Raw genomic sequence first — 18,734 nt, 5'->3', positions numbered from 1 at the left:
AAAAGCCGACCTCGTACGTCGGCTTTTTTGTGTCTGTAATTCAGGCCGCCTTAACCGACTGCTTGAAAACTTCCAGGCTGACGATCACCTCCTCAGCCTCTTTGAGCAGTTCGGATTTCTCGCGAGTGCAAACGCAGCCATCGGCTTGGGCGTCGAAGGCAAGGCGGGTCACGTCAGCTAGATCGGCGTGCAGGCGCAGCAGCGCAGTGTTGAGGTTGATGCCCTCGGGCTTTTCCTTTGGCACTAGGTCGAAACCGAAAGCCTCGGCCCACGCTTTCAGCGGGCGGAAGTCCCGCGTGAACTTCATAATCCTGTGCAGCTCCTGGACGTTCAGCTTGTGGCTGTCGTAGTCCGGGTTCGCCTTCTGGGAAAGCAGCGTCTTCGAGGAGAAGCTGGCGCCCTCTGCAATGCGCCCTGCCCCATGCTCATCCACGACGTCATAGATCGCCTTCATCAATTCCTGCATGTAACACCTCGAAATTCTTTACGTGGCGCCCTGCAGGTGCAGAGGCGATCATTTGTTCAGGCAGTCAGCAATAAAAGCCTCAGGCTGCTGTGCGCTTCGGGCGTGCTGGGATCGGACGAATCTCATTAGCCTCGATACGCCCGTCGTCATGAAGGGTGATCTCGATGCTTCTGCCGGCTCGAACCATTTGCGAGATCGCGCTCTGGTTCACGCCGAGAGCAGCAGCAAGCGCGGCTTGAGTGCCGTTCTCTTCTAGGTATTTGCTCAAGGGGATCTTTTTCATGGAGTTTCCACGGTTTTATATCTGCCATGCATAGTAGCAGCGCTGATTTTTATCAGCAACTTAATAATAGCAGCGCTATTTGCAAAGATATCAGCTCTGCTAATACTCTTGCTCGTATGAAAATACGCCGCCCCCTTACCACCGAAGAAGTCGCCGAAAGCGCTAGGCTCAAGGCCATCTATGAACAGCGGAAAGCAGCCGCCAAAGCTGCCGGGCGCAGCCTGACTCAGGCGGACGTTGCCGAAGCGTGCGGATGGTCTGGACAAAGTGCATTCAGCCAATACGCCACGGGGAAGGTGCCGTTAAATGTGGAGGCACTGCTAAAGCTCGCCAAGGCGCTCAACTTCGATGCAGGCGAAGTCAGCTCTCGACTGTTATCCACTGTTGCCAGCGTGCAGCCGGAGCGCATCCAGCAAAGCGCAAAATTAGGAAGTATCGAGACTTGGGACGATGAAACCCCGCTCGATGATGATGAGGTATACGTTCCTTTCCTTCATGAAGTCGAATTGGCGGCCGGATCTGGCAGATTTGCTATTGAGGAAAGCGCTAATTCACGTCTGCGCTTCAACAAGAAGGACCTGCGCCAAAATGGCGTTCAGTTCAGCAACGCAAAATGCGTGAAGGTCGGCGGCAACAGCATGGTGCCCGTGCTACGCGACGGCGCAACCGTAGGAGTGAACGTAGGGAAAAACTCTCTCAGCGATATAGTCGATGGAGAGATGTACGCCATCAACCATAACGGTCAGCTTCGCGTGAAGCAGGTCTACCGCATCCCCATAGGGATTCGACTGCGCAGCTTCAATCGTGATGAGCATCCCGACGAGGATTACACCTTCCAGCAGATTCAAGAGCAGCAGGTATCGATTCTGGGTCATGTATTTTGGTGGGCGATGTACTCGCGCTGAATTAAGTCGAGATGTCAAATTATCCGTTTAGACAAGCTATAAAAATCTCAAGGAAGCATGCTTAATTATGGACTTTATTACCGAGTACAGACCCTATGCAGAGTTCGCTTATTTTGTTTCTTGGCCCCTAATCCTGCTGGGCGCGGGCGTCGCAATTTACCAACTGAAAGCATTCAAAGAAGAAGCAAAAATTCGATTCAAGCGCGAAACAATTGCGTTAAGTATTTCCATATTAGACCGAAAGCTTCGGAGCATTGAAGCGTTAACGAACCAAGCTTTCCAAGATAGCTCATACAAAGAGAGCCCTGATTTTACTGGCAAAATAGTCGGCCTCTCACGCGCAGGCTCAACATTTAACCAAGATTGGCTTGACTGGTATCAAAGCGACGAAGCTATTCCATTCTACAATTGCCTAGTACTCGTACTGAATGATATTGAAAACTTCGCTCACTATATATACTCCGGAATTACTGACGAAGAACTTTGCTATAAACTCGAGCATTATTTTATCTTATCTAACATAGAATATCTTCGACCCTACATTGCGCATGCAAGAGAGGACGAGGACCATGTGGTATATGAAGGGCTCGCGAAGCTTTATCGAGACTGGTCTGACAAAGCATCTCACGATAAAACGCAAAAAGAGCTTAAAAAAATTAGCACCCAATTGAGCAGTCAGAAGCGGCCAATTTCCTTAAAGAGCCTTGGATTAAAATGAGTTATGACCAATGAATAGAAAAGCTCCTGCTATTTACTGGCGATTGCAGGACCCCAAGCCGCAACTGTAGGGCGACTAACTACATTGAAATGAGGCTATCAACCGCTACGCACCGTGCGCACCGCTTCCCTCTTGCAATTCAAACCTAGTACCGGCCGCTCCAGACCCGCTCCGTGCGGGTTTTTTTACGTCCGCTGAAATTATTATTAGCAGTGCTATTTACATTCAAAATTAGCACTGCTACTTTTACTCGCAAGCCAGCATACTTTGGTCCAGCAGCGAAAGCTGCGCCGATCTTTAGCGACACCCCTTGCCGGATCACCACCGGCCCAGATTCAAAGGCAGCGATGAACCGGCCTAAACGGTTCAGAGGGTTGGCAACTGACCCGGGCGTGCAGCGTAAAGCGCCAAGAACAGTTATCCAGCGGGAGAACAAGCCGAAAGGCCCGCGGCTGGAAGAACAATTTGATTCAAGCCGGTGACCGACGCCAGAAGCGGGTCACGGCCAGCTCCAAAAGATTTGAATTAGCGATCCCGATAGCCTCGGCTGGGAACGCCGGACCTCATGCACCCTGCCCCACTCAGCCAGGGCATTCAGAGCTGTAGCGTGCATGTTGTAAGGACCTGTGATCCACGGCGAACAGATGCTGTTTAACGCTGTGAGGAGGAAGCTCGACGCCCACACCGAAGACGACCGGCCAGCCCTGCAATCGGCAGCGGGCAACGGGCCATACCGCTGACGCAACAACCCCGGCCTGTCGCCAGTAGCGAGGTCGGGGGTTTCACCGATAGTTCTTGGCAACAGGGCCTAACGGGAAACCAACCGAGGGTCACGACGATGGACGCAACAATCATCAACGGTTCATGGAAGGGTCACCTCGGGCGTGGCCTCGCGCCGCGAGAGCTTCAGTTTCTGCTTTGGATTGCCCAGGGATTCACCTCGAAAGAGATTGCCCGGGAAGCAGGCATAGAAGCAGGCACTGTCAAAAAGCGCCTCACCAATGCGATGTTCAAGCTGGGCGTGACGAAGCGCACGGCTTTGGTGGCTGAGGCCATGAAGCGCCAGATCATCACGCCGGTGTGCTTTGTTCTGGCGGCGCTGATCGCCATGCACTCGATGGTCAGTGAGGACTCGCTGCGTCGTGATCGCCGGGCGCCGGAAAGGCGAATGGCTCAGGTGCGAATGGTGCGCCGGGCGGAATGCGCCGAGCTTTTCGCCTGATAGACACACAACAAACCCAGGCCGCCACCAGTAGCGGGCCTGGGCACCCTTCCACACCTCTATTACGTCAGCACTCCTCCCCCGCGCCCATCGGCAACCAGCGGGAGGCATGGGTGTTGACGAATACAGGTGAACAACCCGCCACTTTGGAGGCGACCATGTCAGCACTACGCAAACCTCAGTTTGAGCACGACGAACAACTGCCGCCTCCGGTGAGCGAAACCTCTCTGCAATTGGCTCGCAGCGAATGGCTGTACAACGCAGCCGAAGAGCTGGCCAGAGGTGGCGGCGTGGTGTTCAAGCGCCATCTGCACCCGCAGCAAGGCGTCACAGCCCATCAGTTCGCACTGGCTGTCGATGAGTACGCCAACAACCTACTTGCCGACTGCGGCGTCGACACTCCAGCCCTGGGCTACTTACTGATCGCAGGGATGGCGGGTTCGAGGGTGAAATCGGAAGCTCTGGAGCTACTCGGCCGGAGCGACCATCCACTGGGAAAACTAGGCGAGATTGCCGAACGCCTCCTTCAACCTTTGGCTGATGACGCTCTTATCGCCCAGGCCGAGGACGACGAACTGTGAGCCCCTACGTTGAGATCGATAAAGCGTTGTTTGCGCTTGAAGATCCAGATAAGCCCGCTCTCGACGAGATCTTGGCTGAGGGTTTGATCGTCCGCCACTTTACTTCGGGCTCCATCAACGCAGAAGAATTCCACTGGTATAGCGCCCGTCTACTGGATGTCAGCCGGCGGCGTAAGGAGATTCAATGAGTACCGCACCGGTTAAATCCCTGATCGACGAGCAGCTCGAAGACATTAGCGCTCACAACTTGCGGGAGGCCTACAGCCTGGCCGAACGGCGTGGCTTCTTCGGGGCACCGGTAGAGCAATACGCAGAACCTGGCTACGGCGGTCGAGTGCTCCAGGTCCTGCGCTACCGAGTTGAGCGGCAGAGCTGATCAGCCTTTGCCCTTGTTCTTGTTTTTCGCACTGCCCTGACGCGCTTTGAATTTCGGATTGGATTTACAGATCACGTAGATCCGGCCACGGCGCATAACGATCTGGCAGTCACGGTGACGGTTTTTAGCTTCTTTGAGTGAGGACAGCACTTTCATAGGTGAGGCTCCTTGCGATTAGTTGAAATGTTATTACGTATCTTAAATACGAATAAGAATGTTTATCAACTTTTATTTCCCTGCCCCCTACTCACTGCTGCGATCGTCGCGGCAAGGATTTCTCATGGCCACGAACACGCGAATTTGGGACCAGGTCGACACGACCGACCCTGATGCGACTAAAAAATACACTGGCGCAGGTGGTTTTAAGGGCACTGCGATCAGGCCAACCTATCTCATGCGCAAGGCGACCGAAATTTTCGGCCCATGTGGTGAGGGTTGGGGTTGGAACGTCCTTGAGGATCGATTTGACGAAGGTGCACCGCTCCAGGGGCCCACGAAAGAGTGGCCAGAGGCTCCGATGATCTGCGCGAAGCTACACACCGTAAAAATCGAACTTTGGTACTTGGGCAACGCTGGGCAGAAATGCACGGTTCAGCACTACGGCCATACGCCATTTATCTACCTGCAGCAGGGAAAAATTCTTACCGACTGGGACGCGGCGAAAAAATCGTTGACTGACGCCATCGGTAAATGCCTGCAGCCTCTGGGGTTCGCCGCCGACATCTACATGGGCATGTTCGACGATCCAACCTACGTCGACACCATCACCGAAGAGTTCAAGCTTGAAAAGGCCGAGGACAAGGACGCCGAGATACTTCGCCAAAAACAAGAGCGTGTCGACTGGCTTGCCTCAGCGGTCGAAACCATCGGCAAGGCCGTCACGACTCACGAACTCAAGCTTCTGAACGTGAAATACATCCGCGAGGCAACTCGCCGCAACGAACCCACCTTCATCGCGCGAATCACACGAGCATTCGAGGAGCGCAAAGCTGTGCTTGAAAAAGGCACGGAGGCCGCAGCATGACTCAACTCTACGCACTCACCGGCAAGCTCGCCGAACTCCAGGCAATGGCCGACACCGACGACGAAGGCTTGAAAGAGGCCCTGCAGCACGCCATGGACGAGGTTCAAGGCGACTTCAACGACAAGGCCGACAACATCGTCATGCTGCGCCGCAATATCGAAAGCGACGTGACGGCCATCGACAACGAAATCGAGCGCCTGGCTGAACTCAAGCGGATCAAGTCCAACAGCGTGTCGCAGATCAGCGACTACCTGCGCCGCAACATGGAAGCCGCCAACATCAAGTCGATCAAGCGTCCGCTCTTCACCATCACTCTGGCCATGGGCATCGAACGGGTCATCGTGGACAACGAAGACGCCGTGCCGGACGAACTGACGTCGGTGAAATCGAGCATCACCCCCGACAAAAAGGCCATCGCCGCCAAGCTTAAAGAGATCCGCGAGCATAACGAAGCGGTGCGCAAGCGCATGACAGCCGGTGAAGACGCTGAACACGAACTTCTACCCGAACCTACCTGGGCCCACTTGGAGCGCGGCGACAGTTCAATCAGAATTAAGTGAGGCAGCCATGATCAGCAACCACCTCAACCTGGTCGAACAGCAACGCCAGCACGCCGACTCAATATCGGAGCGCACCGCACAGTTCCTGGCCGCTGGCGGAACGATCTACCAGGGCGATAGCCCATCTATCAACCCGCCACCGCCGAAGCGTTCTGCCAAGATCGACCCCGACACCATCCTCAAGCGCCGCAAGCCGCCCATCACCCGGGCCGAGCGTGAAGCGCTGCGCAAACTTGCGGAGGCTTTATGAGCAAGCGCAAGCCGCACAACCTCAAAGCGCGCATTGACCGATCCTGCCGGTCGCTGCTGGCCGCCAATCACGTCGCAGTGGTCAACATCGACCCCAGCGGCCGCCAGGGCATGATCAATTACAAGTCGCTGAAGAACATCGCGCCGGGGAGGATCGGCCAGGCCGTCTGCGGTATTCCCCACCGGTGGACGATCTACCTCAGCGCGCTTTGTATCGACGCCCGGGGCGACCGCTACAGCAAATCGGTGGAGGTGGCGCCCGAAGGCGTCTACCTCTCCGACCACCTGGAAGACGTGATCGAGCATTGCTACAAGAAGCTGCGCGGCGAGGCCAATCAAAGCCAGATGGTGGCTTCGGGCTGGATCGCCATACCTGAAGCGATATCGCTGGACGAGGCGCACGCCGCGCGGATCTTCGAAGCGGTGGGCGCCTGGCACCAGGTGAAGGTCGACTCATGCGCCGCATAGCCCGCATCCAGCAACGCAAACGTCAAACCTGGCTCGCACTGCCGGCCAGCGGAATAGAAGAGGTAGGCCATGGCAGCAGTACCGCAGAAAGAGCGCTCGGCCAAGTCTGCCAGGAAGCGCGTGGCGAATGCCGAGGAAGAGTTGAGGCTCAGGGTTCGCCCAGGCACACGGCAGGCGCTGGCCGACCTGATGGAGTGGTCAGGCATTACTGAGCAGGGAGAGGCGATGACGTTGATGATTCATCACCTGCACGCGCTGGGTTCCGCAAAGTGCCAGCCTCTACTGAATCCGCCGCGCCACGAAATCGCAATCCCTGAAAACGTGGCTCGGGAGTTTCACATGAAGAGCATGCAAATAATTCAGCAAGATCCAGGGGACGAGGTGTTGTCGCCGAGCTTGAGCTGACTCAGTGCCTGCCGATGGTTAACTGCTGCCGACCCATCGAAGTAACCGATCCAGAACTGCCAAACTTCACCGGCAATGCGACACATGTCGTAGAGTTCGCCATCAAGCGCGAGCATGTGGATTTCAAAGATCTCATACCTCCCTTCTTGGTCGTACTCTGGATCTCGCGGCCTGGTACGCGCCTCTTGGATTCGCTTCATTTCGTGCTTAGCGTCGTTGGCGAAGTGTCGACAGGCATGGAGTTTCAGCCCGATTTCTTTATCAGACTTTGCTATCAGATCCATGAATTTGTTTCCGCCATCCAGACCATGTAGCGGGGCGACCTTGTCAGCCTGATGGTTGAGCAACAGCGCCGCGCATAGAAGTCTTCGGTAAACACGTAAAAGATGCTTTACGTCAGGCTGAATATCTTTCTGATACTCAGTCCAGAACTCATCGTAAGCTTCTGCGGAAAGATCTCGCCAATAGCCTCGCGCATCATCAAGAAGTAATTCTGCCACAGCCATCTCCATTTCCGGCTCCATGCCGGTCACCCGTAATACCCCATATCACTGAACAGCGCCAGCCGGCGAAGTCGTAGCTCAAAATAAGTACTAATGTAACGGCCTCAGCGTTGCGGATATAGCATCGACCATCACGCGAGTGGCATGATCAACTTCGATATTGACAAATGAGCCCTTACGCAGAAGCCTGAAATTTGTCAGGCGTATTGTCTCTGGAATTAGACTAACGCTCAAATGATTCTTTTGTCTATCGACATCATGAACTGTCAGACTAGCGCCATGCATCCCGATAAAACCCTTGGAGAAGAAATATTTAATAGCGAGCGGAGGAAGCTTCAGTATCATATCCACCGTCTCCCCACGACTCTTAAGTTCAACTATCTCAGCGACACCCTCAATATGGCCATAGAGACTGTGCCCGCCGTTCTCAGAGCCGGTAATGTGCGATCGCTCTATATTCACCTCATCGCCAATGCTCAAATATTGCATTGAGGTATTTAGATTCGTCTTATCCGAAACATCAAAAGTAACGGAGTTTACAAAGACAGAAGTAACAGTTAAGCACACTCCATCGATAGCTACACTTGCTCCGACGAAAGCATCATTGAACAATCCACCTAGATTACTAACAAGCAGACTCTTAAAGCCATCGCCAGATCTCACATCCAAGACTATTCCAGTGCCCTGCACTATCCCCGTATACATAGATTCAACCCCTATATTGAATAAATCGGCAAAAACTCATTTTCCCGACGGACAATTATTTTAGAGATGCCTGCCCCCAACCTCAAATACTTGGACTTAAGCAAAAAACGTTATCTATTTCAAGGTTCAGCGCACCTAGTCTGCCTCTAAGGCCCGCGGCTTCATGTTAACACTCACAACTGCGCTAGGTCAGCGATCAGCTTAAGAACCCAAGCGAACTCTGGCGCCGAGCGCATCAGCAGGCCGACTAATCATCCGCACGACCTCATCACCTATCAGACGTATCTCTACTACATCAATTTACATACTCACCGCAGTCACCATCAGGTTTTTGCTGAGTGCAGATCATCAATCCAATTAACGAATCACGCCTGCCGGCGAGGATCCCCTATGTCCGCACAACAGAAGAAACACCCCTTCGATTTCAAAACCCAATACGGACTCGGCTTCAACCCTCAGGACGATGAGATCGTTGTCGACTTCTTCTGTGGTGGTGGCGGCGCCGGTACCGGGTTGGAAATGGGCCTGGGCCGCACAGTGAACGTGGCGAAGAACCACAGCCCGCAAGCGATCAGCATGCACACCGTCAATCACCCGGGCGCCAAGCACTTCACCACCGATGTGTTCGATGGTGACCCGGACACCGAATGTGGCGGCAAAGCCGTGGGCTGGTTCCACATGTCACCGGACTGCACGCACCACAGCCAGGCGGCCGGCGGCCAACCGCGCAAGCGCGAGATCCGCAACCTTTCTTGGATTGGCCTCAAGTGGGCAGGCATGAAGCGGCCCCGGGTAATCAGCCTGGAAAACGTGAAACAGATCCTGCAGTGGGGAAGATTGATCGCCAAGCGCGACAAGGCTACCGGCCGCGTGGTGAAGCTCGGCGGCGAAGTTGCTGCACCTGGTGAGGTCGTGCCGGTGGGACAGCAGTTCCTTATTCCTGACCCGAAGCAGCGCGGCCGCACCTGGCGCCGTTTCGTGGCTCTGCTGGAAGGCATGGGCTACGTTGTGGAGTGGAAGGTTATCAAAGCTTGCGACTTCGGCGCGCCCACCAGCCGGGAGCGCCTGTTTATGATCGCCCGATGCGACGGTCAGCCGATTGTGTGGCCTGAGCCAACCCATGCAAAGAACCCCGTCAAAGGCCAGCAGAAGTGGAAAACAGCAGCTGAATGCATCGACTTCACTGACCTGGGCAAAAGCATTTTCGGCCGCAAGAAGGACCTGGCCCCGGCCACCCTGCGCCGCGTAGCCAAGGGGATGAAGAAGTTCGTCATCGATAGCGCGGCGCCGTTCATTGTGCCGATTGCCAACTGGTCAGGGGAAACGGTGCAGTCTGCCGACGAACCGCTGCGGACCGTGACCTCATACCCAAAGGGCGGCGCCTTCTCGGTCGTCAGTCCGGTGATTGCACCCGCAACACACCAGGGCAGCGACCGTATCAACGATCCGCTCGACCCACTGCCGACAGTGACGTGCGCGAATCGAGGCGAGCTGACGCTGATCAGCCCCACGCTGATTCAATCAGGCTATGGCGAGCGCCCAGGACAAGAGCCTCGTGTGCCTGGCGTTGATCAACCCTTGGGCACCGTTGTTGCTGGCGGCGTGAAGCACGCACTGGCATCCGCCTGCATCGTCCAGGCTGGTCACGGCGAAGGCTCAGGCGCAAACAAACGCCGCTCCCACGGGGTGAACGATATCTGCGGCCCGGTGGGCACCGTCACTGCAAGCGGCGGCGGCCAGTCCGTCAGCGCTGCGGTGATGATCCAGGCAAATGGCGGATTCAACACCACGCACGCCAAAAGCATGCACGAACCCATGACCACGGTCACTAACACCGGCAGCCAGCAGCAGTTTGTAAGCGCCAGCCTAGCCACCTTGCGACGGAACTGCGTGGGTCGGGGAGTGGATGAGCCTGTACCAACCATGACCGCCGGCGCTGAGCATCACGCATTGCTGCATTACAAGCTGTCGCCAGAGCATGAAGACGGTGCCCTGCGCGTTGCGGCATTCCTGATTAGTTATTACGGTACCGAGAACGTCAGTGCTTGCGATGCACCAGCGCCGAACATCACCACCAAAGACCGACTGGCCATGGTCACCGTGATGGTCAAGGGCACGCCCTATGTGATCGTCGATATCTGCCTGCGGATGCTGAAGCCGTCCGAGCTGTACAAGGCCCAGGGCTTCCCGGCCGACTACATCATCAGCCACGGCGCCGACGGCAAACCGTTCACCAAGACACAGCAGGTTCATATGTGCGGCAACAGCGTCAGCCCGCCGCCGATGGCAGCACTGGCGAGAGCCAATGATCCATGGCGTGCCGAACAGCGGCAGTCGGCTGCGGCATAACTCATAACCACGGCACTGCCGCCATCCACTCCGCCAGACGCATGAGCATCTGACCAAGCAGTTCAATCAGGACCTGGAAAATCAGGTTTTCAATAAGCTGTTTCATTTTGAGCTTCCTATGAAGACTCAAAGCCAACGATATGGCTTCGTAGTCTATAAGTGCCCAATTAATTCAAAGCTCGGCCCACCCTTCCTCTTGGGTTTTTTCCAACTCCCCCACTCCACCGCCCGGGCATGGCCCGGCAAGGACTCCCCGTGCCTACAGAAAACAAAATCGCTGAGCCCGTGCCGAGCCTGGCAACCGGCCACGGCCTCGACGCTGCTACCTGGGCCGAATTCGTGAACCGCCTGCGCTACGACTGCAACGGTAAACGTGTCCATGATCACTGCACTCGCGATGCGATATTCATCGTCGAAGCTCGGCGCATCGTCTGCGGTCTGGACATGGACTACACCGAACAACGCATGGTGTATTGGGACAGCGGCGAATCGGCTGCATATTCGGTCAAAGAGTATTGGGACGGCCTGTCCCGCTACCAGAAAAGCCAGCTGAATAAAAAAATGCAGGCTTGGTCTGAGTGCCAATTTATGAAGGCCGACGAGTCGGATCAGTGGTATTTGCTCGGCGAACTACCGGACCACACCGTCACGGGCTGGGACGACCGCTGGGTATACGTCAACGCCCACTTCACCCACGCGGCCGCGGAAGCCTTCATCAAGCGCAAGAAGCACGACTACCGCGAGGGCATGAGGGTTTATGTCGAATCCCAGTATTACGCCTGGGAGTTCAACGCTATCAAGGAAGCGATCCTCGACGGCACGCTGACCTACACGCCGAAGGAGGCAGCATGAAGCGCATCTACCTCAGCGGCCCCATGAGCGGCTTGCCCGGGCTGAACTTCCCAACCTTCCACAGCATGACCGCCAGCCTACGCGCCAGCGGCCACACAGTCACCAACCCCGCCGAGATAAACCCAGAAGGCGGCACCTGGACCGACTGTATGCGCCGCGACATTGCCGCCCTGATGGACTGCGACACCGTGGCCACCCTGCCCGGCTGGGAGAATTCAAAGGGCGCAAAGCTGGAAGTGCTGATCGCCGAGAAGCTCGGCATGACCGTTGTGGATGCCCATGATCTGGTAACGAGGGAGGCTGTATGAGCACTGAAAGATTGATCAGCGTTAAGCCGCTGGTTCTCGAGAAGGCGCTTCGAGATGCCGGCCTGATTCGATTCGATACCGATAGCCATGTCGTTGAGCTGCGTGCCTTACTTGATGCACCTGCCCCTTGCGCGCATGAATGGACGGACGACGGCGAGTTCACGCTGACATGCACGAAGTGCGGCAAGACAGAAAACAATGAGCCGTATGGCTGGGTGCAGACCCGCGGCAACGCGATTAACCACTTCACGCAGGAATGGGATGTGGTCGAATCCTGGGAAGATCAAGGCTTTGAATACAAGGCGATGTTCGACCACGCCGAGCAGCCAGCGCCGGTAGCGGTGGTGCATCCATTCGCCGAAAAGGTGATCCGCAAGCTGGAGCGTTTTCAAGAGTGCGCGGATGACGGCCAGGGTGCAGACATCGGGCGGCACTGGTTTGACCTGCTCACCCAGCTCGGCCTACTTAATCGCGTGCAGCGCAGCCCTGCACTGTGGGAAATGACTCAGCAAGGCGAAGACGCCCTGGATCTGTCGCGGCAGAGCGCAAAATCCCGATAGGAGTACATCCGTACTCCACCCGCAAAACCTGTAACCCCTCCCCCTTCAAAGTCAGCCGCTATAGCGGCAAGGAACCCGGCATTAGGGATAGGGTACAAACTCTCCCAACCACTCTCGGGCAATCGGGACCGCGTATTCAAGCAACTCAAGCGGAACGTCCGGTATAAACAAAGTCACCTCGAATCGAAGCGTTTCATCATTTCGAAATATCTCAAACAACGGTCCGTTGTTACCCCTCCAGCACTCCATCGCAAGTCCATCGTGACCTTCGATGACGCTTGAGGCGCAACAAAATCGGTATTCAACTCCGTGCACGACCACATCGCACCTCCCTATCTGAGGAGGAAACGATACCTCTCCCCTCTATGAATTTGATAGCCGCTATGGCGGCAAGGACGAAGTCATGCCCGAACAAAAGATTACGTTCGTTAACAGCGAGCCCGCCAAGTGCGGCTGCAGGATGGAATTCAGCTCTGGCGGCGGGCACTACTCCGACGTGGTTTACGTCACTCCCTGCCAGGATCACAGCGACAACAAGCCGTTTGGGCCGGTCGAGGTGAAGCGCGATGCAGACGGCTGGTGGTATCACCCGAACATTCCCAGCTTTGGCGAAGGCGAAGACCCGGCGCCCTACGTTGGATGGGTCAAGGAACAGGGACTGGAGCTGAGAGGCTGGCACTCGGGCGACGAGCTCGAGGAGCTACCTGACGAGGATGCCGCGTGCACCGCCTGGAATCCCGAATCGCCAGGCCCTGAGTGGTTCCTGATGGGGATCTTCGATACGGATGACGGCCCATATGTCCAGTGGGCGCGCAGGGTTACGCCATGAAGACGCACTTCTTTGCAGGGCCTAGAGCGGACGACATCGAGCGGGCGTCTTGCGGAACCTGGCTAGGCGAGGGATCGGGGCTTTCTGGAATTTGGGAACGAGTGGATTGTCACCGCTGCCAGGCTCTCAAAGAAAAAATCATTGATACAGCCGCGACCGAAGAGCGCGCCATTGTCGAGCAGATGGGCGACATGGCGGCATTCATGCGGGCGGAAGACGGAAAGCAAGAGGTGACGCCATGATCGCCCCCCCTCTGGTTCGCCTACGTCTTCATCTACAAGGTGAATAAATCATGACGCAGACAATGCAGGATCAGTTCGAGCAGGCGTTCAGCGATGACAACGGCAAGCTGCCGGTATCGTTCATCAAGCTGCAGCGCCTGGGCGATAGCTACAGCGTGCAACGTGTTGCCCGGGCCTGGTACTGGTTCAAGCGCTCCCGCGAAACCCTGGTGGTGGACCTGCCAACGGTTGGCCCTTCGCCGGAACCACCAGAAGACGCCATCGACGACAGCTGGCTGGATGCCCACCACGCCAAGATCCAAATGCGCAACGCATGCTTCAAGGCTATCGATGCCGCTGGCATCACGATCAAGCCCTAACCCCAATCCCCCTACATGCCTGCCGGTGAGCGGCGGGCGAGGTATGCGCGTGAATATTTATCGACACACCTTCGCAGCCGTCTGCCCGTCCGACGGCGAAACGATCATCTATCGGTTTGAGTTGCGGTCTCCCGCAATGATCCATGTCGAACACATCCGGGCAGCTACGGCACTGATCAAAAAGGGCTGGCACGAACAGATCGCCGATCGCCTAGCTGAATCGCTGGGCGGCGACCAAACCATCATCGCAACGCACCAGGGTGTTGAGATCGAAACAGTGAGGCTTAGCGGATGATCCATTACCACGGCCTGCCCATAACGCCAGAGACAGCCGCAGCCGCCGCGATTGGTGGCGGCCATGCCTTCGTCAGCTTCAGCGATCCCCGGCAACTCGCACTTGCTGCGCAAGTCTGCCAGTCGTTTGCTATCGACAACGGAGCGTTTTCAGCCTGGAAGCAAGGTAAGCCGGTTACAGATTGGCAACCGTTCTACCGCTGGGCCGCTGACGCAAAGCTGATCCCCGCCTGCGACTTCGCCGTGATCCCTGATGTGATCGACGGAGACGAGGCGGCAAATGATGCACTGATCGAGGAATGGCCGCTACCACGATGGTTTGGTGCGCCCGTCTGGCACATGCACGAAAGCCTTGATCGGTTAGAGCGCCTGGCAAGCAGTTGGCCAAGGGTGTGTATCGGCAGCTCAGGCGATTACTCGCAGCCAGGCAGCGCCGCCTGGTGGGCGCAGATGGGAAAAGCGATGCGGGTTGTTTGCGACGATGACGGCAGGCCGATGTGCAAGCTTCACGGCCTGCGCATGCTCGACCCAGCGATCTTCGGCCACCTGCCCCTATCAAGTGCAGACAGCACGAACATCGGCCGGAACATCGGGATCGACCAAGCCTGGCGCGGCACTTACTCCCCGCCCACCAAGGAGGCGCGCGCATCAGTAATGCGCAGCCGCATCGAGTCGCACAATTCGCTTCCCCGCTGGACTTACCAAATCCCAGAGCCGGCGCCGAAGCAAGGCGCCTTGCTTTAACCCTAACCCACCTTCTGCCGCCCAGCGCGGCAAGGACACCCCATGTTCGCTATGAAACTCACCCTGATACTGCTGGGCGCTTTTCTGTACCTGGCAGGAACCATCGGCTGGTTCGGCTGGCTCGGGCTCGACCTGCTGGTCACCGGCACCACCGAGGCACTGCTCTACGCCTTCACCGGCACATGCGCCTGGCTGCTGATCAGCTTTGGCCTGGCAATCCACATCATCAAGACAGCGCGGCCCACTGCCGGCGGGAGGTAGTTATGGAAATTCATTTTCTGTCGCACGAAGATGTTTGTGAATTGACGGGCGCCAGAACAAAAGCGGGCCAGATTCAGGTCCTATCGCGTAACGGTATACGGCACACCATCAAGCGCAACGGATGGCCTTGCGTGATATCCGCATCGCTGATGGTCATTTCGAAAGATCTCAAGCCAGAAAAGGCTGAATGGCAACCACGGATGGGTATCCAGTAAATGGCAAGACGACCGACCAACCCTGGCAGCATCCCTCGGCTTAGAAAGCGCCTGCGGCCAGGGGGAAGGGTCTATTACTACTACGACGCAGGCGATAAACCGAGAAAGGAAATCGCTCTGGGTTCTGACTACGGAGCCGCAATCGTTGAATATGCTCGGCTTGAAAAGAGCCGGGCAGCCAATGCAATCGTCGCACAGGTGCTCACCTTCGAGTACGTCGCAAACAAATATATGGACGAGGTGGTGCCTACCAAGTCGCCGAACACACAAAAAGACAACGTCCGCGAGCTAAAACAACTGTTGATTTTCTTCAATGATCCGCCCGGCCCGCTTGAGGCTATCGAGCCGAAGCATGTCGTTCAGTACCTGCGTTATCGGTCGAAGACAGCGAAGGTGCGCGCCAACCGAGAAAAAGCCTTGCTCAGCGCCATCTGGAATTTCGCCCGTCAGAGCGGTTATACGTCGCTCGCAAACCCGTGCGCCGGCATCAAAGGGAACAAGGAAACGGGCCGGGACACCTACGTCGAAGACGAAATGTTTGCGGCGGTGTACCTGCACGCTGATCAGCCACTCAAGGACGCGTTAGACCTCTTCTATCTCACAGCTCAGCGCATAGGTGACACGCTCAAGATGGACGAACGTGACCTGCTGGATAACCAGTTGCTGATAAAGCAGGGGAAGACGAGTGCAAAACGCCGCATTGAGATTGTAGGAGAGCTGAAGGTGGTTATTGACCGCATTCTGGAAAGGAAAAAGGGGCACAAGATTCGCTCAACCAGGCTCGTCGTTATGGACAACGGCCAGGCGATGACAACGAGTATGCTCAGAGGGAGATTTGACGCGGCCAGAATGAAGGCCGGGATTGAAAAGTCTGCTTTTCAGATGCGCGACCTACGCGCAAAAGCGGCAACAGACAAGGAGGAATCGACTGGAAGTATTCGCGATGCGAGAGATCAATTGGGTCACACAACTGTCGGCATGACAGAGCAGTACATCCGGCGCCGCAAAGGCCTAAAGGTGCTTCCCACGAAGTAAAATTCCGTTCCGCAATAATATATGAGCCCTTGAAAACAAAGGGCTACAAGCGAGTCATCTAAGAACAATTGCGGACCGAAAGTATCGCTAACCTACTGTTTTGTATATGTTTGTATGTGGACTTAAAATCCCCCGCTCGTAAGGGCGTCCCGGTTCGATTCCGGGTTCGGGCACCATAGATATCAAGGGCTTGCCAGGGAAACCTGAGCAGGCCCTTATCTTTTCTACCCCGTAATACCTTTCCCGGCGTCCTGCCGGACTGTAGCCCAGAAAGCAGTCCTACCTGATCCACCGGAGAGACGGTGCGCCTATATTCTTACTGCCATCGGGCAGTTACCAGACGCCCCGAGCCGCCACTAAAGTATCGAAATAATAGCTCACAGCCTAATTTAAAGTTAGATCACATATACAAAACGACAACAATCTTGACCATATACCGCGCACCCAATACGCCATCACATGACCTGGCCGCATCTTGGCTGTATCTTTAAAAACGCAAATTACTTCCCTGCAATAAAATCAGCCATTTTACTCACCCACCTAAGGCGCCTTGATAATTTCTGAGGATATATCAATAAGTTATATATTCTATTTAATTTTTAAATAACACTAAACCCACAAGTCCTTTATAAATGACTACCACAACAAGAAGGCAACGAAAACGTGATAAGCATATAACACTCCAAATCAACGGACACGAAGGAATGTACTCGTATGACTATCTTGGCAAAACATCTTGTTAACCCACTCACCACGTCGGCGCAGCTCCGAACAAGTGAAAATTACCAGGCCCTCTATAATTTTTCACACACCTATGATCGAGGAGGATTTAATTCCCCACAGGGCAAGCCGTCTTACACTGTTGCGCAGGCCGCGGATGAAATCACTCGAGGAGGTTACTATTGGGGTGACAACGACCACAATGGGAAATACAACTTCACCTACAGTTTTCTGACTTCAGAAAGTCAAGCATACGCCTCCGAGAATGTTTCTGGCTTCAGCGCATTCAACGCTCAACAGAGATCCCAAGCAGCTCTTTCGTTCCAATCCTGGTCGGACGTCGCCAACATTTCATTCATCGAATCCAGAAGCGGAGGCGACGCACATATATCACTGGGCAATTACAGTAATGACCTGCAGCATGGTGGTGCCAGATCAGCATTTGGATTCTATCCAAATAACAGCGGAAATAGCGATGCGTTGTTTTATACCAATCAAAACTATCAAGAAAACTTAACACCGGCTAACGGCAATTACGGTCGTCAAACCTTGACCCATGAAATTGGTCACACACTTGGGCTGCAGCATCCAGGTTCGTACGACGCCAGTGTGGGTCAACCGTCGTATTCGGATGCGAAATATGCCGAAGATACACATGCTTACTCCGTGATGAGTTACTGGAGCGAGAGCAACACCAACCAGAACTTCAGTAAAGGTGGTGTCGAAGCCTATGCTGCGGGCCCGCTGATCGACGACATCGCCGCGATCCAGAAGCTTTACGGTGCCAACTACAGTACTCGCGCCGGTGACACGACCTACGGGTTCAACTCCAATACCGGGCGTGATTTCCTCACTGCTACATCCGATGCCGACAAGTTGGTGTTTTCGGTATGGGACGGCGGCGGCAAAGACACTCTGGACTTCTCCGGTTTCACTCAAAACCAGAAGATCAACCTCACTGCCACCTCGTTCTCCGATGTTGGCGGCCTGGTCGGCAACGTGTCGATCGCCAAGGGCGTCACCATCGAGAACGCATTCGGCGGTTCGGGCAACGACCTGATCATTGGTAACCAGGTCGCCAACCTCATCAAAGGCGGGGCCGGTAACGACCTCATCTACGGAGGTGGCGGCGCAGACCAATTGTGGGGCGGCGCCGGCAACGACACGTTCGTGTACGGTGCCAGTTCCGATTCCAGGCCAGGCGCTGCGGACAAGATCTTTGACTTCACCTCGGGCTCCGACAAGATCGACCTGTCGGGCATTACCAAAGGTGCGGGCTTGAGCTTCGTCAATGCATTTACCGGCCATGCCGGCGATGCCGTGCTGAACTATGCCTCGGGTACCAACCTGGGCACCTTGGCCGTGGACTTCTCCGGGCACGGTGTGGCGGACTTCCTCGTCACCACCGTCGGCCAGGCAGCCGTCAGCGACATCGTGGCGTAATACAAAGCGCGGCGCTTCGTGCGCCGCGCTCAGTGATTGGAAAGGAACTCACGATCAA

General features: G+C 55.6%; 29 protein-coding genes. 24 read left to right on the top strand and 5 right to left on the bottom strand.

The window, feature by feature from the left end; all coding sequences use genetic code 11:
* Positions 1–40: 40 nt before the first annotated feature.
* The gene (locus tag IH404_RS14010) at positions 41–466 is read right to left on the bottom strand and encodes a phage regulatory CII family protein (protein WP_102606499.1); all 426 of its coding nucleotides are present in this window, start codon (positions 464–466) and stop codon (positions 41–43) included.
* Positions 467–545: 79 nt separating this feature from the next.
* Complete coding sequence (locus IH404_RS14005) at positions 546–749, bottom strand: Cro/CI family transcriptional regulator (protein WP_102606500.1); 204 nt, start codon at positions 747–749, stop codon at positions 546–548.
* A 116-nt stretch (positions 750–865) separates the two neighbouring features.
* On the opposite strand from IH404_RS14005, the gene IH404_RS14000 reads away from it, so the two are divergent.
* From IH404_RS14000 to IH404_RS13975, 6 genes are all read left to right on the top strand, one after another.
* Entirely contained in the window at positions 866–1,654 is a 789-nt protein-coding gene (locus IH404_RS14000) for a S24 family peptidase (RefSeq protein WP_194440675.1), read from the top strand.
* Positions 1,655–1,721: 67 nt separating this feature from the next.
* Positions 1,722–2,372: a DUF4760 domain-containing protein gene (locus tag IH404_RS13995; RefSeq protein WP_102606502.1), complete on the top strand. Its 651-nt coding sequence runs from the start codon at positions 1,722–1,724 to the stop codon at positions 2,370–2,372.
* An 838-nt stretch (positions 2,373–3,210) separates the two neighbouring features.
* A complete protein-coding gene (locus IH404_RS13990) occupies positions 3,211–3,594 on the top strand; it encodes a helix-turn-helix transcriptional regulator (RefSeq protein ID WP_194438053.1) in 384 nt (127 codons plus the stop codon).
* Positions 3,595–3,752: 158 nt separating this feature from the next.
* The gene (locus IH404_RS13985; protein ID WP_194438051.1) at positions 3,753–4,175 is read left to right on the top strand and encodes a hypothetical protein; all 423 of its coding nucleotides are present in this window, start codon (positions 3,753–3,755) and stop codon (positions 4,173–4,175) included.
* Complete coding sequence (locus IH404_RS13980) at positions 4,172–4,363, top strand: hypothetical protein (RefSeq protein WP_194438050.1); 192 nt, start codon at positions 4,172–4,174, stop codon at positions 4,361–4,363. Before IH404_RS13985 ends, IH404_RS13980 begins: the two co-directional genes overlap by 4 nt.
* On the top strand, positions 4,360–4,551 hold the full coding sequence (locus IH404_RS13975) for a hypothetical protein (protein WP_194438048.1): 192 nt from the start codon (positions 4,360–4,362) through the stop codon (positions 4,549–4,551). The genes IH404_RS13980 and IH404_RS13975 overlap by 4 nt, the downstream gene beginning before the upstream one ends.
* Here IH404_RS13975 and ykgO read toward each other — a convergent pair whose 3' ends face one another.
* The gene (gene ykgO, locus IH404_RS13970; RefSeq protein ID WP_019816741.1) at positions 4,552–4,707 is read right to left on the bottom strand and encodes a type B 50S ribosomal protein L36; all 156 of its coding nucleotides are present in this window, start codon (positions 4,705–4,707) and stop codon (positions 4,552–4,554) included.
* Positions 4,708–4,831: 124 nt separating this feature from the next.
* On the opposite strand from ykgO, the gene IH404_RS13965 reads away from it, so the two are divergent.
* From IH404_RS13965 to IH404_RS13945, 5 genes are all read left to right on the top strand, one after another.
* Positions 4,832–5,575 (top strand): hypothetical protein, encoded by a 744-nt coding sequence (locus IH404_RS13965; protein WP_194438046.1) that lies wholly within the window; start codon positions 4,832–4,834, stop codon positions 5,573–5,575.
* Complete coding sequence (locus tag IH404_RS13960) at positions 5,572–6,135, top strand: siphovirus Gp157 family protein (RefSeq protein ID WP_194438044.1); 564 nt, start codon at positions 5,572–5,574, stop codon at positions 6,133–6,135. The genes IH404_RS13965 and IH404_RS13960 overlap by 4 nt, the downstream gene beginning before the upstream one ends.
* 7 nt (positions 6,136–6,142) lie before the next feature.
* On the top strand, positions 6,143–6,385 hold the full coding sequence (locus tag IH404_RS13955; RefSeq protein ID WP_194438042.1) for a hypothetical protein: 243 nt from the start codon (positions 6,143–6,145) through the stop codon (positions 6,383–6,385).
* Positions 6,382–6,852: a hypothetical protein gene (locus tag IH404_RS13950; RefSeq protein WP_194438040.1), complete on the top strand. Its 471-nt coding sequence runs from the start codon at positions 6,382–6,384 to the stop codon at positions 6,850–6,852. Before IH404_RS13955 ends, IH404_RS13950 begins: the two co-directional genes overlap by 4 nt.
* A gap of 69 nt (positions 6,853–6,921) precedes the next feature.
* Positions 6,922–7,257 carry a hypothetical protein gene (locus IH404_RS13945; protein WP_194438038.1) on the top strand — a complete coding sequence of 112 codons (336 nt, stop codon included), beginning with the start codon at positions 6,922–6,924 and terminating at the stop codon, positions 7,255–7,257.
* Here the strand turns inward: IH404_RS13945 and IH404_RS13940 are convergent.
* Both IH404_RS13940 and IH404_RS13935 read right to left on the bottom strand, forming a co-directional pair.
* Positions 7,212–7,781, bottom strand: a complete 570-nt coding sequence (locus IH404_RS13940; RefSeq protein WP_194438036.1) for a hypothetical protein — start codon at positions 7,779–7,781, stop codon at positions 7,212–7,214. The genes IH404_RS13945 and IH404_RS13940 overlap by 46 nt on opposite strands.
* A gap of 69 nt (positions 7,782–7,850) precedes the next feature.
* Positions 7,851–8,465 carry a riboflavin synthase subunit alpha gene (locus tag IH404_RS13935; RefSeq protein WP_194438034.1) on the bottom strand — a complete coding sequence of 205 codons (615 nt, stop codon included), beginning with the start codon at positions 8,463–8,465 and terminating at the stop codon, positions 7,851–7,853.
* Positions 8,466–8,855: 390 nt separating this feature from the next.
* Here IH404_RS13935 and IH404_RS13930 point away from each other — a divergent pair, with 390 nt between their 5' ends.
* From IH404_RS13930 to IH404_RS13870, 13 genes are all read left to right on the top strand, one after another.
* Entirely contained in the window at positions 8,856–10,814 is a 1,959-nt protein-coding gene (locus tag IH404_RS13930) for a DNA cytosine methyltransferase (RefSeq protein ID WP_194438032.1), read from the top strand.
* 255 nt (positions 10,815–11,069) lie between these two features.
* Positions 11,070–11,666 carry a hypothetical protein gene (locus IH404_RS13925; protein ID WP_194438030.1) on the top strand — a complete coding sequence of 199 codons (597 nt, stop codon included), beginning with the start codon at positions 11,070–11,072 and terminating at the stop codon, positions 11,664–11,666.
* On the top strand, positions 11,663–11,974 hold the full coding sequence (locus IH404_RS13920; RefSeq protein ID WP_073842580.1) for a DUF4406 domain-containing protein: 312 nt from the start codon (positions 11,663–11,665) through the stop codon (positions 11,972–11,974). Before IH404_RS13925 ends, IH404_RS13920 begins: the two co-directional genes overlap by 4 nt.
* On the top strand, positions 11,971–12,534 hold the full coding sequence (locus IH404_RS13915; protein ID WP_194438029.1) for a hypothetical protein: 564 nt from the start codon (positions 11,971–11,973) through the stop codon (positions 12,532–12,534). The genes IH404_RS13920 and IH404_RS13915 overlap by 4 nt, the downstream gene beginning before the upstream one ends.
* 403 nt (positions 12,535–12,937) lie before the next feature.
* Positions 12,938–13,363 (top strand): hypothetical protein, encoded by a 426-nt coding sequence (locus IH404_RS13910; RefSeq protein WP_347340287.1) that lies wholly within the window; start codon positions 12,938–12,940, stop codon positions 13,361–13,363.
* Positions 13,360–13,605 (top strand): hypothetical protein, encoded by a 246-nt coding sequence (locus IH404_RS13905; RefSeq protein WP_194438027.1) that lies wholly within the window; start codon positions 13,360–13,362, stop codon positions 13,603–13,605. The genes IH404_RS13910 and IH404_RS13905 overlap by 4 nt, the downstream gene beginning before the upstream one ends.
* Before the next feature lie 50 nt (positions 13,606–13,655).
* Positions 13,656–13,964, top strand: coding sequence for a hypothetical protein (locus IH404_RS13900; RefSeq protein WP_194438024.1), 309 nt, complete (start codon positions 13,656–13,658; stop codon positions 13,962–13,964).
* A 43-nt stretch (positions 13,965–14,007) separates the two neighbouring features.
* Positions 14,008–14,259: a hypothetical protein gene (locus IH404_RS13895; RefSeq protein WP_242462603.1), complete on the top strand. Its 252-nt coding sequence runs from the start codon at positions 14,008–14,010 to the stop codon at positions 14,257–14,259.
* Positions 14,256–15,002 (top strand): hypothetical protein, encoded by a 747-nt coding sequence (locus IH404_RS13890; RefSeq protein ID WP_194438022.1) that lies wholly within the window; start codon positions 14,256–14,258, stop codon positions 15,000–15,002. Before IH404_RS13895 ends, IH404_RS13890 begins: the two co-directional genes overlap by 4 nt.
* 42 nt (positions 15,003–15,044) lie before the next feature.
* Complete coding sequence (locus IH404_RS13885) at positions 15,045–15,263, top strand: hypothetical protein (RefSeq protein ID WP_194438021.1); 219 nt, start codon at positions 15,045–15,047, stop codon at positions 15,261–15,263.
* Positions 15,264–15,265: 2 nt separating this feature from the next.
* Complete coding sequence (locus tag IH404_RS13880) at positions 15,266–15,478, top strand: DUF4224 domain-containing protein (RefSeq protein ID WP_194438020.1); 213 nt, start codon at positions 15,266–15,268, stop codon at positions 15,476–15,478.
* On the top strand, positions 15,479–16,513 hold the full coding sequence (locus tag IH404_RS13875; protein ID WP_194438019.1) for a tyrosine-type recombinase/integrase: 1,035 nt from the start codon (positions 15,479–15,481) through the stop codon (positions 16,511–16,513).
* Between the two features lie 714 nt (positions 16,514–17,227).
* Positions 17,228–18,676 carry a serralysin family metalloprotease gene (locus tag IH404_RS13870; RefSeq protein ID WP_194438018.1) on the top strand — a complete coding sequence of 483 codons (1,449 nt, stop codon included), beginning with the start codon at positions 17,228–17,230 and terminating at the stop codon, positions 18,674–18,676.
* The last annotated feature ends 58 nt before the right edge of the window (positions 18,677–18,734 follow it).

It is taken from the genome of Pseudomonas sp. OST1909 (genome assembly GCF_015277575.1).
Classification (GTDB): Bacteria; Pseudomonadota; Gammaproteobacteria; order Pseudomonadales; family Pseudomonadaceae; genus Aquipseudomonas; species Aquipseudomonas synxantha_A.
The sequence above is the reverse complement of the archived record's forward strand: the minus strand, read 5'-3'. Positions and strand labels throughout refer to the sequence as shown.

What these genes read in the sequence shown, in the direction of transcription:
- IH404_RS14010 (WP_102606499.1), bottom strand. Translation starts at nt 466, where the DNA reads ATGCAGGAATTGATGAAGGCGATCTATGACGTCGTGGATGAGCATGGG.
- IH404_RS14005 (WP_102606500.1), bottom strand. Translation starts at nt 749, where the DNA reads ATGAAAAAGATCCCCTTGAGCAAATACCTAGAAGAGAACGGCACTCAA.
- IH404_RS14000 (WP_194440675.1), top strand. Translation starts at nt 866, where the DNA reads ATGAAAATACGCCGCCCCCTTACCACCGAAGAAGTCGCCGAAAGCGCT.
- IH404_RS13995 (WP_102606502.1), top strand. Translation starts at nt 1,722, where the DNA reads ATGGACTTTATTACCGAGTACAGACCCTATGCAGAGTTCGCTTATTTT.
- IH404_RS13990 (WP_194438053.1), top strand. Translation starts at nt 3,211, where the DNA reads ATGGACGCAACAATCATCAACGGTTCATGGAAGGGTCACCTCGGGCGT.
- IH404_RS13985 (WP_194438051.1), top strand. Translation starts at nt 3,753, where the DNA reads ATGTCAGCACTACGCAAACCTCAGTTTGAGCACGACGAACAACTGCCG.
- IH404_RS13975 (WP_194438048.1), top strand. Translation starts at nt 4,360, where the DNA reads ATGAGTACCGCACCGGTTAAATCCCTGATCGACGAGCAGCTCGAAGAC.
- ykgO (WP_019816741.1), bottom strand. Translation starts at nt 4,707, where the DNA reads ATGAAAGTGCTGTCCTCACTCAAAGAAGCTAAAAACCGTCACCGTGAC.
- IH404_RS13965 (WP_194438046.1), top strand. Translation starts at nt 4,832, where the DNA reads ATGGCCACGAACACGCGAATTTGGGACCAGGTCGACACGACCGACCCT.
- IH404_RS13960 (WP_194438044.1), top strand. Translation starts at nt 5,572, where the DNA reads ATGACTCAACTCTACGCACTCACCGGCAAGCTCGCCGAACTCCAGGCA.
- IH404_RS13955 (WP_194438042.1), top strand. Translation starts at nt 6,143, where the DNA reads ATGATCAGCAACCACCTCAACCTGGTCGAACAGCAACGCCAGCACGCC.
- IH404_RS13950 (WP_194438040.1), top strand. Translation starts at nt 6,382, where the DNA reads ATGAGCAAGCGCAAGCCGCACAACCTCAAAGCGCGCATTGACCGATCC.
- IH404_RS13945 (WP_194438038.1), top strand. Translation starts at nt 6,922, where the DNA reads ATGGCAGCAGTACCGCAGAAAGAGCGCTCGGCCAAGTCTGCCAGGAAG.
- IH404_RS13940 (WP_194438036.1), bottom strand. Translation starts at nt 7,781, where the DNA reads ATGGAGCCGGAAATGGAGATGGCTGTGGCAGAATTACTTCTTGATGAT.
- IH404_RS13935 (WP_194438034.1), bottom strand. Translation starts at nt 8,465, where the DNA reads ATGTATACGGGGATAGTGCAGGGCACTGGAATAGTCTTGGATGTGAGA.
- IH404_RS13930 (WP_194438032.1), top strand. Translation starts at nt 8,856, where the DNA reads ATGTCCGCACAACAGAAGAAACACCCCTTCGATTTCAAAACCCAATAC.
- IH404_RS13920 (WP_073842580.1), top strand. Translation starts at nt 11,663, where the DNA reads ATGAAGCGCATCTACCTCAGCGGCCCCATGAGCGGCTTGCCCGGGCTG.
- IH404_RS13915 (WP_194438029.1), top strand. Translation starts at nt 11,971, where the DNA reads ATGAGCACTGAAAGATTGATCAGCGTTAAGCCGCTGGTTCTCGAGAAG.
- IH404_RS13910 (WP_347340287.1), top strand. Translation starts at nt 12,938, where the DNA reads ATGCCCGAACAAAAGATTACGTTCGTTAACAGCGAGCCCGCCAAGTGC.
- IH404_RS13905 (WP_194438027.1), top strand. Translation starts at nt 13,360, where the DNA reads ATGAAGACGCACTTCTTTGCAGGGCCTAGAGCGGACGACATCGAGCGG.
- IH404_RS13900 (WP_194438024.1), top strand. Translation starts at nt 13,656, where the DNA reads ATGACGCAGACAATGCAGGATCAGTTCGAGCAGGCGTTCAGCGATGAC.
- IH404_RS13895 (WP_242462603.1), top strand. Translation starts at nt 14,008, where the DNA reads ATGCGCGTGAATATTTATCGACACACCTTCGCAGCCGTCTGCCCGTCC.
- IH404_RS13890 (WP_194438022.1), top strand. Translation starts at nt 14,256, where the DNA reads ATGATCCATTACCACGGCCTGCCCATAACGCCAGAGACAGCCGCAGCC.
- IH404_RS13885 (WP_194438021.1), top strand. Translation starts at nt 15,045, where the DNA reads ATGTTCGCTATGAAACTCACCCTGATACTGCTGGGCGCTTTTCTGTAC.
- IH404_RS13880 (WP_194438020.1), top strand. Translation starts at nt 15,266, where the DNA reads ATGGAAATTCATTTTCTGTCGCACGAAGATGTTTGTGAATTGACGGGC.
- IH404_RS13875 (WP_194438019.1), top strand. Translation starts at nt 15,479, where the DNA reads ATGGCAAGACGACCGACCAACCCTGGCAGCATCCCTCGGCTTAGAAAG.
- IH404_RS13870 (WP_194438018.1), top strand. Translation starts at nt 17,228, where the DNA reads ATGACTATCTTGGCAAAACATCTTGTTAACCCACTCACCACGTCGGCG.